Source organism: Symbiopectobacterium sp. Eva_TO (genome assembly GCF_053848865.1).
This window is the reverse complement of the sequence record NZ_JBSPEY010000004.1, coordinates 517856-530262: the sequence shown is the minus strand read 5'-3', so window position 1 is coordinate 530262 and position 12407 is coordinate 517856. Positions and strand designations below refer to the sequence as shown.

Below are 12407 nucleotides of genomic sequence, written 5' to 3'. Positions count from 1 at the left end.
AGTTAGTATAACTCATGGGATTAAGGGACACAGCCTAGCTTTTGATCAGTTGGCAGCAGGTCTTACACCCAGTGTATGGCAAATCGCATAACTCAACTCCGCACGGTTGAGCGTATAGAAGTGGAAATCTTTCACACCCTCACGGCTGAGGATTTTCACCATGTCCATGGCGATGGCCGCGCCCACCATTTTGCGGGTGTCAGCATCGTTATCCAGTCCATCGAACATTGCCGTCATCCAGTTCGGCACGCGCACGTTCGTCATGGTGGCAAAGCGTTGCAGTTGTTTGAAGTTGGAGACCGGCAGAATGCCCGGCACAATCTCTACATCAATGCCCGTTGCGACGCAGCGATCGCGAAAACGTAAATAGCTTTCCACATCGAAAAAGAACTGCGTGATGGCGCGATTCGCACCCGCATCAATCTTTTTCTTCAGGTTAATCAGATCGGCCTGCGCGCTTTTGGCTTCCGGATGAACTTCCGGATAAGCCGCGACCGAGATATCAAAATCACCGACGCTTTTGAGTAGGCTCACCAAATCAGCGGCATACATGTCTGGTTTACCCCCTTCCGACGGTAAATCCCCACGCAGGACCACAATATGACGGATACCGCTCTGCCAGTAATCCTGTGCGATCTCACGCAGTTGCTCGCGGGAAGCATCAATACAAGTCAGATGCGGCGCAGCTTCCAGTCCGGTACGCTCTTTGATCGTCTTGATAATGCTGTGAGTACGGTCACGTTCGCCAGAGTTTGCGCCATAAGTAACAGAAACAAACTTGGGTTTCAGGTTGCTCTAGCGGTCAATTGAGTTCCACAGCGTATCTTCTATTTCGCTTGTTTTCGGCGGGAAAAATTCAAAGGAAACATTGATTTGCCCCTGGATCTCCGCCAGGATTTGATTCAGCGCTTCCCGCTGGTTTGCGTGAAAAAAACTCATACCCTTGCCACCCTTGTCGTCACGTTACCGTCATTATTTATCGAACGTCTATACGTTTAGACTTCCATATAGAAAATAACGGAATCTCAACCAAGAGTTAACGAATTTCGTTTAAAAACTGTTGATGATTGCTCAAGGTAAATGAATTTTTTTCATCATGCTGTCTCGTCCCACCTTACAGGACGGGAACGTCGTTGAAATGTACGGTATGCCCCTGCGTCGTTACCCAGAAAATAGCGTACTGCGGCGTTTCCTGGCTGATGTCAAAACCGGGGACAAAACGCAGTGCAGACTGATGGTTGGTGCCACGCACCGTAGTAAAGGTGAAGCCGCGCCAGTTACCGCTGGCAGGACGGTGCACATGGCCTGCGGCAATATGCCGAACGTTGCCATAACGCAGACAGCATTGATGCAACGCGTCGGCGGCGTCCGGCGCTAACCGCACCTCATCCAGCGACGGCAAGCCGATGGGCATCGGCGGATGATGCAAAAACAACAATACCGCTTTGTCCTGAGCTCGGCGTAGCTGCCCTTCCAGCCACTGTAAGCGCATACTGCACAGGTTTCCCGCGACATCACCACTTTGCAGTGAATCCAGCAGGATCACACAATGATCGCCGAGGTTCGTGACATTTTGGATAAAACCATGCTCATCGGCTAACGCGGGAAACGCGCGCAAGAAGGCCGCCCTGTCATCATGGTTTCCTAACGTCACGCGCCAAGGAACCTGCAATTCCGCCAGCGTATCAGCGAGGGCGGCGTAAGATGCCGCGCTGCCATCATCGGAAAGATCGCCGGAAATAACCACCAGCGCAGCATCACGCTGATGCGTATTAATATCCGCGATTGCTGCCTGAAAGTGTTGCAGCGGATCGCGTCCGTGCAACACACTACCTGGCGTCGTTAAATGAAGGTCGGAGAGCTGAATGATTTTCATGGTTTCCCTCTGTGCATCACAATGCGTGGCATGTTCAAGATATTCAGGCCGATTGGCGGCGTACCAGCGGCGCGCTGACCTCGGCTTTGCTGGTTGGTGCCTGCGGCTGTGCTTGTCGACGTTCCAGCAGCTGTAGCGCCTGTGCGGCCATCACCATCGGATTCTGACGGAAGGTGGTCAGCGAATAGGCATTCCAGCCAGCGGCAGGAATATCATCGAAACCGATAACCGCCAGATCGTTAGGGACAGACAATCCTCGCTGACGCGCACAATCAATCACGCCAAACGCCATTAAATCGTTGATACAAAATACGGCATCCGGCCAATCCACCGGCGATTGTGCAAACAGCGACTGACAGGCACCAAGCCCCCCCGCATAGTCTGATTCGACGCCACGTACCGTGCTCACATCCAATCCCAGCGTGCGCGCTTCATCGCAAAACGCCTGCTCACGCTCAACAATGTTCGGCGTGGCTGATGCGGAGCCCATCAGTGCCAACTGTTTTCTGCCGTCAGCGGCGAACAAGCGCGCCGCCGTGCGTGCCGCTGTGTCATTGTCGATATGCACGCTGTCGCAGGCATCGTCATTGCGTCCAATGACGATCAACGGCTGGCCGTTCAACTGCGCCAGTTCAACAAATTCCTGCGGCGGGGAGCCAGACAAAAAGATAGTCGCTTCAGCACGATGGCCGAACAGAATAGAACGAGCTGCGGCCATCGCGCCGCGTGTGTGTCCAGTGTTGATCAGCACCGGAATCGAACCGCGCTGAATAAGTGCCTGAGAAAGTGCCGCGACCAGATTGGCACGAAAACCCACTTCCGGCTGTGTAACCACCAATCCCACTAAACGGCTGCTGTTCGCCAGCAGACCGCGCGCCAGATCGTTGACCTGATAGCCCAGTTCCTGCGCTGCCGCCATCACTTTGGCGTAAGTCTCTGCCGAAACGCTTGCACCCGGTGTGAAGCTGCGCGACACCACCGAGCGCGATACCCCCGCCCGGCGCGCCACATCCTGCGCGCTGACATAACGCTGTTTGTTGATGCTCATTTACCGATCCTCGCCAACACGTCTGCTTTCAGGAAACGTTCCACCATCAGCATGAAAACAATGGAAGGCACCAGTAATACCAGTGCGGTTATCGACGCAATCTGATAATTGCCGCCCGCCCCGGCGCTGTACAGCATCAACGGCATCATCTGCACATCCGGCGCGCCGACAAAGTAGCTGCCCGTGAATTCATCCAACGATTCCAGAAAGACAAATATGGCCGCCGCCATCAGCCCCGGAAGTGCTTGCGGCAGGGAGATATCGATAAACGTGCGCCACGGCCCAGCCCCAATCGAACGGGCGGCCTGTTCCATCTCACGGCTGATAGCGGCAAACGCCGCTGAAGCAATCCACACCGCGAACACTAACCCATGCACCATATGCACTAACACCACGCCAAACAGCGTGCCGTTCAGCCCCCACTGATAAAACAGGCGAGCGATATTCACGTATACCGTCAGATAGGGAAACGCTTGTGGAATCAGAAAAATCAGCAGAATAACGCCGCGCGCAGGCAACGCCAGTCGCGCCAGTGCATACCCGACGGGAATAGCCAGCGCCAGCGAGGCCAGCACCGTGCATATCGCCACCAGCACACTATTGCCCAGTGCTTCCCAGGCAACGCTGCGCGCCGAGAATACGCGCCGCCAAAAAGCAAAACCCCATTCAGTGGGCAACAGGTGCGGATAAAACCATTTTTTCCGCCACTGCCCACAGCAGCAAGTTAGCTAACGGACCAAAGATGAGAAAAATCATAACGCCCATCATAAGCGCCGGAGCAATCCATCCCAATATGCGCTTCATGCTTTCTCCCTAATGCTGATACGCAGATAGATAATCGCAAATACCGCCGTTATCAGCAGCGAGATGGCACCCAGCGCATTCGCCACGCCGTAATCACCATAGGCGTTGATACGAAAGGCAATATTGGCGCTCAGCAGCGTTGGGGATTGCGCATTGATCATCAGCGGCACCGACAGCACCGACATCATGGTCACGAAAGACAGAATCAAGCCGGTCAGCAACGTGTGCCACACCTGCGGCACCACAATTTCGAACAGAATACGCAGCCGACCCGCGCCAAGATTGCGCGCTGACTCCATCGTCCCGCGGTCCAGTGATGCCATTGCGCCAGAAACCAGCGGCGCCACAAACGGCGTCTGTTTCCAGACAAAGGCAAACACGATACCGCGCCAGTCAAGCCAGTTGCTGGCGCTGGCGATATAGACGATACCCACCATATCCAATGCCCCGTTTAGCCAGCCGTTTTTGGCCAGAAAGGTGCGTAAAATCTGTCCGGTGACAATAAACGGAATAAACAGCGGCCAGCGATAAACCCAGCGCAGCAGTGCGACCCAACGCGGATTTTCACCCAGCGTCAGGTAACCACCGATCAACACGGAAAACAGGCCAATCAGTAACGTAGACACGCCAACTATCAGCAACGTAAACAAAATATCCGGGGTGTAGAGCGTCAACGCGGTAACAAAATTGGCCCCACCGATGCCCTGCTCGCTAACAAAGGCTCCGCCAACGGACAGTCCGAGCGGAGCGATAAAGCACAGCGCCACCACCAGTAGCGCAGGCAGTACCAGCGCAATACCAGCTAGACGAGAAGAAAAAGAAGGGAGTGGTAACATGCAGTTCTCCCCTTCCCGGCTAGACAGGCCGGGAAGGATGCTATCAATAAATCAGGTCAATAATGCGGGCGATTACTGCGCCATCGCGCGCTCATAAGCATTGAGGATCGCGGCGTTATACGGTGCGATGGGGAAAGTTTTTCCTTTGGTCGCCAGATCCTGCGGTGAAATATCGGTAAAGAGACGCTGCCAGACTTCCGGCTTCAGTTCCGATTGAACGTATTTGGCATCGATACCCGGATACCAGTTGAAGCGTTCAACAATGCCCTGCGCCTGTACTTTCGGGCTGGTCGCCAGTTCAACAAACTGCTGGACCAGTTCACGATTGGGGGCTTGTGCCGGGATCACGTAGTGCATCGGCTGGCCAGGCATGCCCGGTGCAGGCAGCAGAAGTTTAAAGTTATCCGGCAACTGGCCGTTCGCTTTCCACGAGTAAAACATGTCTACCCACACTGGGCCGATGGCAATCTCACCCCGACTCAGCATATCCAGCGTGCTCGCATTGCCCGGCGTCAGGGTGACGTTTTTATTGAAGGCTTTCAGGCGATCAAAAGCCGGTTGCCATTTCTGTGCTTCCGCTTCTTCAAAGGGGCCGTTCATCAGCTTGCTGGCATCGCCGCCGTAAGCGTAAACCCATCCCATCACAAAGCTGACGCCCGACGCGCCCCCTTTAATGCCGTTATAGCCGAACTGTTTTGGGTGGGCTGCCGCCCACTGTTGCAGTTCGTCATAGCTTTTCGGTGGGTTCGACACCAGCGTCGGGTTATAGGCCACCTCGTTATACACAAGTCCGCAACGCCTTATATGCCAAGGGTTAGCGGGCTGAAATAGGCAGCCGGTGGGGTTGTAAATGAAGTGAAACCGACGTGTACTATCGCCATTTACGGCGCTGAAAAATGACACGGGATTCAGATGGCTGGGCACACCAAGAACTGGAAGGGGTAAATCTTGGTGACACGAGGCTCAATAAGCGTGCCAAAGGGCTTTTGATACGGCTGGCTGAGAATCCGCAAGCCAGCATTCCGCATGCGTGCCTCGGATGGTCTGAGACGCTGGGTGCTTACCGCTTCATGGAGAACCAAGCATTCGAATGGCGAGACATTCTGCAACCTCACTGGCAGCGTACGCAGGAAAGGATCCGAGAACACGAGGTTGTGCTGTGTATCCAAGACACTACCGAGCTTGACTTCAACGGGCAGCAAATCCAAGGCTTGGGTCCCTTGAACTACGAAGCCAGGCGTGGTCTGTACCTGCATCCGACCTACGCGGTCAGTCCGGATCGCGTGGGGTTGGGCGTACTGGATGCGTGGATGTGGGCAAGAGAGCCGAAGGATGCAGACGGAAAACGCGATGGGATCAAGGAGAGTACGCGCTGGCTCGAGGGATACGAGCGAGTTGCTGAATTCGCCTCGGAGTTGCCAAACACACGTCTGGTGTACTTAGCCGATCGCGAAGCGGATATCAAGGCGTTGATGCAGCTCGCTGATGACCTTGGCACTCCGGCTGACTGGTTGATCCGCTCGACTCATAATCGCAGTCTGGACTGTAATGAGAAGCTTTGGCAGAAGGTTGGAAAGACCGTGCCGGTGGGAGAAATCCAATTCGTTATGGCGGCTCGCGCGGGGCAGAAGGCGCGTACGGTGAAACAGGCGCTGCGCGTGAAGCGAGTGTCGCTGCGTTGCGGATTGGCAGTGACTTGTGTGATAGCCAAGGAAATTGAGCCGCCAGCAGGCGTGAAGCCGGTCGAGTGGCGGTTGCTGAGCAATCGCGTACCTGAAGGACGAGAAGATATCGTGGAGCTGATCGACTGGTATCGGGCTAGATGGGAAATCGAGATGTTCTTCAATGTGCTGAAGAACGGCTGCTGTGTCGAAGCGTTACAGTTATCGACCGTGGATCGCATTGAGCGGGCATTGGCGCTGTTCATGATCGTGGCATGGCGCATCGCCTATTTAATGCGTATGGGACGAACCTGTCCAGAGCTGGACGCAATGTTGTTCTTTGATTCCGACGAGACTCATGGAGCTTACCTACTGATGAACAAGCGTATGCCCAAGGGCCGCCCTAAGCTAAACGAAGTATTGCGCTTAGTTGCGCAACTGGGAGGCTTTCTTGCTCGAAAAGGCGACGGTGAACTAGGCGCAAAAACTATCTGGAAAGGCTTGCAGAAAGTCATGACGGCCGCCGAAACGCTACGCGCGCTCAGGCACGAACAGAGATGTGTATAACGAGGTGGGTTATAGGCCATATCGTTATACACATCTTTTGGCCATTTTTTGAACAGGATGCTCAGAACCCCGTGAATTAAGGCATTCAAGCCATCCCATTGGCTTTTTGAGGTTCAAAATGCCACTCTGAGATAAACCCGTAACTCATTGATTAAAAAGTGCGTTAGAAAGATGTGTATAACGATATGGTTATAGGCCAGTGCGGTTTGGCTGCTGAACATCGGCATCACATAGCCTTTGACATCACTGCCTAACGCTTTATCTGCCGCCGCCATAGTGACTAACTTGCCACTCGCAATCGCATCACGGTATTGCAGCAGTTGGCCTTCCTTCACCATCGGGCCGACAAATTTTTCATGCACCACGGCTACGTCGGTATCCCAGACTTTGCTGCCGGCGGCTTGCTGCGCGTTAAAGCGCTCAAAGATCTTCTGCGAGCCAGCATCGCCAGGTCCGGTGCCGACGGCTCTGACTTTGACGCCAGGATGCTGTTGCTCAAACAGCGGCCCCAGATAGTCGTTCACATAATCGACCATGTTTTGATCGCCAGCCGTCAACACGGTCAGCCCTTGCGCCTGCGCAGCAGAAAGTGAAGCGCTCATCATGAGCGTTACAGCAAAAATGCGTTTCATGTCAGTGGTCTCCAGTACAAGATTGGGTAGTCAGGCCAGGAAGCTAATCGTGAGAAGCACAAGCCAGTGATGTTGAAGCGAATGGGGCTGGCATGTCAGATGCAGGAAACAGGAATAGCGCCTCAGCCGGGATCTGCACCTCTACGCGCTGACCAACGTCATAAGGCGCAGAGGCATGCACCTGCATCCGCCATATCCCGCTGACAACCGTATGCTGCCAATGACCACCCGGATAGCTTTGTGCCAACACGGTGCCCTGACGCACCAGCATGCCGGGAGCCGCAGGCGGCGCCTGTGTCGCATCGTAGAGCTGTGCGACTTCGGCACGAAAGCGCGCCTCCACCGTGCCGGGTTGCAACGCCGCATGCCGTGGCACCAGCGCCGCACCCTGCTCATCGCCACGCAGCGTCAACCGATCGCCGTCATAGTAGGCTTCCAGCATCAGTTGGTTTTCAGCCCCCATAAACGCCGCGACAAAGGCGCTGGCCGGGTGGTGGTAAACCTGTTGCGGGCTGCCCGCCTGCATCACACGTCCTTGGTGCAGGATGACGATACGATCCGCCATCACCATGGCTTCTTCACGATCGTGGGTCACGTGAATGGCCGTAAGGCCCAAACGCTGCTGCAAAGCGCGAATCTCGTCGCGCAGTTGCAAGCGAATGCGGGTATCCAGATTGGAGAGGGGCTCATCAAGCAGCAAGATGTCTGGCTGTATCGCCAATGCTTGCCCCAGAGCGACGCGCTGACGCTGGCCGCCGGAGAGCTGTGCCGGTTTACGCGACCCCAATCCGGTCAGTCCCAGCATGTTTTCAAGCTGGGTCACACGGCGGGCAATCTCCGCTCTCGGCATACGTCGTAATTTGAGTCCTTAGGCAATGTGTTGCGCCACCGTCATATACGGCCACAGTGCGTAGCTTTGGAACACCAGTGCCATGCCGCGTTTTTCCGGCGGATAGTGGGTAATATCCTGGCCGTTGACCAGAACCGCACCGGCATCCGGTGCCGCAAATCCTGCGATAGTGCGTAACAAGGTGGTTTTGCCGCAACCAGAGGCACCGAGCAGCGCGACAAATTCCCCTTGAGCAATCTCCAGGTGAATATCATTTAAAACAGGCGTAGCGCCGTACCCGGCATGCAGGTGATCGACCGTAATATGCGGCGTTAGCGCAGCGGAAGAAGATCTTCTATTTTGCACACCTGTTCACCCAAACAAACCTTTCGATGCAGCCGATTGTCCGGGGTAATGATGTCAACGACGTGTTAACGCCATGACATTTCAGTGACAAGTAAAGAACCTCAGCGGAGAGGGCCACTGAGGTAGCTAATAAACATATCTAAAACGGTCATTTCCGCGCAGACAGGAATCTCTTGCAGGTGAAACGCGTTTCTTCTCACAGAGATCCCCGACTTTCGCCGAGGATGATGAGGGGCAAAATGGTTTTGTCATCAATCTGAGCGGCCAAAGGCCGCCCTGTTTCAGAGGCGTTTATTACAGCAATTGCGCCAATCGATTGAGATCCGACTGAATCGCCCCGGCCGTTACATCGCGCCCGGCACCCGGCCCGCGAATCACCAGCGGGTTGTCGCGATACCATCGGATTTCGATCGCGAATACGTTGTCACACGGCAGCAGGGAAGCCAGCGGATGATCCGGTCGCACCGCTTCCACGCCCACACGCGCTTTGCCGCTGACATCGAAACGCGCTACGTGACGCAGCACCAACCCCATTTCCTGCGCCGCTTCCAGAAGCGGTACCATCTGCTCGTTGAGCGAATCGCCATTTTCAAAAAACTGATCGATCGACCCCGCTTCACTGCCCGCAGGCACCAGTGATTCCACCCGCACCTGGTTGGGTTCGATGTCATAACCCGCTTCGCGCGCTAAAATCACCAGTTTGCGCATTACGTCCTGCCCGGAAAGATCGACGCGCGGGTCCGGCTCCGTCAGCCCCTGTTGCCAGGCCTGATCCACCAGTTCGGTGAACGGTACGCTGCCATCAAATTGCAGGAACAGCCACGACAAAGTGCCGGAGAAGATGCCGCTGATGGCTAAAATGCTGTCACCGCTATCGCGCAGATCGTGCACCGCATAGTTCACCGGCAGCCCTGCACCCACCGTAGAGTTATACAGCCAGTGACGTCCGGTTTTGGCAAAGGCATCGCGGATCTGGCGATAACGATCGCCACTGGATGCCCCCGCAATCTTGTTGGCGCTGATCACGTGAAAACCGTAGCTGGCGAAATCGAGATAGAGATCTGATACCGATTCACTGGCGGTCACATCCAACACCACCAGGTCATCGTAGGGATGAGCACGCATCCACAGGAAGAGATCTTCACCGTCACGCTCCTGCGCTTCATCATCAAAGAAGGCCAGCACGCGACTGGCTTCCAGCCCGTCATAGTTCAGCAGGCTACGCGTGCTGTCCACTACGCCGGCCAGCACAAACTCAAAACCGGTACGCGCCGAAATCAGCGCCTGCTCGCGCGCAAACAGCTCCAGCCAGCGGGAGCCAATATTGCCCTTGCCGAACAGAACCAACCCGATCCGTTTTTCTGCACGGAATAACGACTGATGCAAACCACGGATCAAATGCTCCGTCGGGCCCACGCGCAGTACCGCTACCAGGCTAATGCCATCGTCGGACTGCCAAACAAACTCGATGGGCTGATCTTTTAACTGCTGATAAAAACGGTGGCTGTGCAGCGGGTTACGGCACTCGCCGACCCCAACCATGGCCACCAGCGCTAATCCTTCACGCAGCGTGAACGTCACGGGCAATCCGGCCTGTTCCAATGCATGCCAGGCGCTGTCCACCACTTCCGAGGTCTAACACAACTGCACCAGATTGCGATTGGCGTGCACGCCAATCGCCAGAGGGCGCACTTGCGCACGGCTAACGTATTGTTCGATCTCTTTGTGCACGCGTGCAAAATCATGCTGTGTAGGAATCTGCACGTCGATCAGGCAAACGTCATCGTGGCTGGTGACAATTTTCGCCCCCGTGCCCGATGCTAACACGCGTTCAATGCGCGTAGAGCCTTGTTCCGGGTTGTAACTGCAACGTAGTTGCAGATCGATATCGCTTGCTGACACTGGCTGCAAGGTGCGTGCATGCAGCACCGGCGCCGCCAGACGCGCCAGTTCGCTGGCCTCATCAAGGCGCAGCAGAGGCAGCAAACAGGCATCTTTCACCTTACGGGGATCGGCACTGTAAACACCGGCCACATCGCTCCAAATGGTCACACGCTCCACGCCCGCCAGCGCACCAATTTGCGTCGCCGAATAGTCACTGCCGTTGCGCCCCAGCAAGACTGTTTCACCGGCCTCGTTGCGGCTGATAAAACCGGTCACCACCAGCCTTTGCCCCGCATGCTGCGTCAACAACTGTTGCAGCAGCGGCCAGGAGCGACCTTCGTCGACCTGCGGCTGTGCAGCCCGTTCAGCGCGTAAAAAGTCGCGGGCGTCCAGCCAGTTGGCATCGATATTGCTCAAGTTCAGTACCGCCGCCATCAGGCGCGCAGACCAAATTTCACCGTGCCCCACCACTTCGGCATAAACCGCATCGGTCACGCCACCATCCAGCAGCGCCGCCAGACGCTCCAGATCGCGGATAAAAAGAGTTGTCAACCGCTCTGCGGCATCCGCAGGCAGCAAACCGGCAATCAAATCGCTTTGGTAACGACGCAGCGCCTGCTGCACCTGATGGGCAGACAGACGATCGCTCTGGCTCAGTTTCAGCCAGCTAATTAGTTGGTTGGTTGTGCCGCCAGCGGCTGACACCACCATCAAATCGCCGGGGCGGCTATACTCGGCCATAATCCCTGCGACACGTTGATAACACTTCACATCTGCCAGACTGCTGCCGCCAAATTTATGCAGTTGGCGGCCAGAAACCGCCGCTGATACGCCTAACGCAATCATGCTGTTCCCTCAGTTGCCACCCGGAATGCTCGATCCAGATCGGCAACCAGATCGTCACCGTCTTCAATGCCGACCGAAATACGCAGCAGAGTTTCGGAGATACCTGCTGCCGCACGCGCTTCCGGTGCCATGCCCGCATGGGTCATGGTGGCTGCATGAGAAATCAGGCTTTCCACGCCGCCCAGCGATTCTGCCAGTGTAAACAGTTCCAACTCCCCCAGGAAACGGCGCAGGGTGTCTTCATCACCGTTCAGTTCAAAGCTCAACATGGCACCGAAACCGGACTGCTGACGACGTGCAATCTCATGACCGGGATTGTTCGGCAGCGAAGGGTGATAAAACTTTTTCACCAGCGGCTGCGTTTTCAGGTAATCAATCAGTTGCAGCGCATTTTTCTGCGCAGCGGCCATACGCGGGCCAAGGGTACGCAATCCGCGCAGCAGCAGATAACTGTCAAACGCCGCTCCCGTCACACCAATATTGTTCGCCCACCAAGCCAGTTCCGTCACCACCGCCGGATCTTTGGCAATCACCGTGCCAGCCACCACATCGGAGTGGCCATTGAGATACTTGGTGCAGGAGTGAACCACCAAATCCGCCCCCAATGCCAACGGACGTTGCAACGCCGGGCTCAGGAAGGTGTTATCTACCACGCTGACCGCACCCGCATCACGCGCTGCCTGACAAATGGCGGCGATATCCACCACACGCAGCAACGGGTTGCTGGGGCTTTCCACCAGCACCAGTTTGGGTTTCTCTTCCAGTGCCGCTGCCAGCGCGGTCGAATCCCCCTGATCGACAAATTTTACGCGAAATGCACCGCGCTTACTGAGGCTGTCAAACAAACGGTAGCTACCGCCATAGCAATCATGAGGCGCAATCAACAAATCACCCGGGCGCAGAAACACAGTGCACACCAGCAAAATGGCTGACATGCCGCTGCATGTCATTACCGATCCAGCCCCGCCTTCCAATTCCGCCAACGCACGCTGCACCACATCACGCGTCGGGTTACCGCGACGCGAGTAATCATGGGCTCTGGGCCACCTCGTTATACA

Annotated in this window: 5 protein-coding genes and 6 pseudogenes; 1 reads left to right on the top strand and 10 read right to left on the bottom strand. The window is 55.7% G+C overall.

Going from position 1 to position 12407, the window contains the following annotated elements; translation table 11 throughout:
• Positions 1-45: 45 nt before the first annotated feature.
• The 6 genes and pseudogenes from metF to ACWWJF_RS04705 all read right to left on the bottom strand — a co-directional run.
• Positions 46-939: pseudogene (gene metF / locus ACWWJF_RS04730) on the bottom strand (methylenetetrahydrofolate reductase).
• 175 nt (positions 940-1114) lie between these two features.
• The gene (locus ACWWJF_RS04725; RefSeq protein ID WP_455868800.1) at positions 1115-1876 is read right to left on the bottom strand and encodes a phosphodiesterase; all 762 of its coding nucleotides are present in this window, start codon (positions 1874-1876) and stop codon (positions 1115-1117) included.
• A 43-nt stretch (positions 1877-1919) separates the two neighbouring features.
• Complete coding sequence (locus ACWWJF_RS04720; RefSeq protein WP_455868799.1) at positions 1920-2924, bottom strand: LacI family DNA-binding transcriptional regulator; 1005 nt, start codon at positions 2922-2924, stop codon at positions 1920-1922.
• Positions 2921-3728: pseudogene (locus ACWWJF_RS04715) on the bottom strand (ABC transporter permease). The gene ACWWJF_RS04720 and the pseudogene ACWWJF_RS04715 overlap by 4 nt, the downstream one beginning before the upstream one ends.
• The gene (locus tag ACWWJF_RS04710; RefSeq protein WP_455868798.1) at positions 3725-4564 is read right to left on the bottom strand and encodes an ABC transporter permease; all 840 of its coding nucleotides are present in this window, start codon (positions 4562-4564) and stop codon (positions 3725-3727) included. The pseudogene ACWWJF_RS04715 and the gene ACWWJF_RS04710 overlap by 4 nt, the downstream one beginning before the upstream one ends.
• Before the next feature lie 72 nt (positions 4565-4636).
• A pseudogene (locus ACWWJF_RS04705) lies at positions 4637-5338 on the bottom strand (extracellular solute-binding protein); the annotation flags it as partial.
• 122 nt (positions 5339-5460) lie between these two features.
• Between ACWWJF_RS04705 and ACWWJF_RS04700 the strand changes: the two are divergent.
• A complete protein-coding gene (locus ACWWJF_RS04700) occupies positions 5461-6792 on the top strand; it encodes an IS4 family transposase (protein WP_455868797.1) in 1332 nt (443 codons plus the stop codon).
• Positions 6793-6905: 113 nt separating this feature from the next.
• Here ACWWJF_RS04700 and ACWWJF_RS04695 read toward each other — a convergent pair whose 3' ends face one another.
• From ACWWJF_RS04695 to metB, 4 genes and pseudogenes are all read right to left on the bottom strand, one after another.
• Complete coding sequence (locus ACWWJF_RS04695; RefSeq protein WP_455868796.1) at positions 6906-7424, bottom strand: extracellular solute-binding protein; 519 nt, start codon at positions 7422-7424, stop codon at positions 6906-6908.
• 43 nt (positions 7425-7467) lie between these two features.
• Positions 7468-8619: pseudogene (locus tag ACWWJF_RS04690) on the bottom strand (ABC transporter ATP-binding protein).
• A gap of 294 nt (positions 8620-8913) precedes the next feature.
• Positions 8914-11349, bottom strand: a pseudogene (locus ACWWJF_RS04685) (bifunctional aspartate kinase/homoserine dehydrogenase II).
• Positions 11346-12392: pseudogene (gene metB / locus ACWWJF_RS04680) on the bottom strand (cystathionine gamma-synthase); the annotation flags it as partial. The pseudogenes metB and ACWWJF_RS04685, both read right to left, overlap by 4 nt.
• Positions 12393-12407: the final 15 nt, after the last annotated feature.

Excerpts from the sequence above, each read along its gene's own strand:
- ACWWJF_RS04710 (WP_455868798.1), bottom strand. The coding sequence starts at position 4,564 with ATGTTACCACTCCCTTCTTTTTCTTCTCGTCTAGCTGGTATTGCGCTG.
- ACWWJF_RS04700 (WP_455868797.1), top strand. The coding sequence starts at position 5,461 with ATGACACGGGATTCAGATGGCTGGGCACACCAAGAACTGGAAGGGGTA.
- ACWWJF_RS04720 (WP_455868799.1), bottom strand. The coding sequence starts at position 2,924 with ATGAGCATCAACAAACAGCGTTATGTCAGCGCGCAGGATGTGGCGCGC.
- ACWWJF_RS04695 (WP_455868796.1), bottom strand. The coding sequence starts at position 7,424 with ATGAAACGCATTTTTGCTGTAACGCTCATGATGAGCGCTTCACTTTCT.
- ACWWJF_RS04725 (WP_455868800.1), bottom strand. The coding sequence starts at position 1,876 with ATGAAAATCATTCAGCTCTCCGACCTTCATTTAACGACGCCAGGTAGT.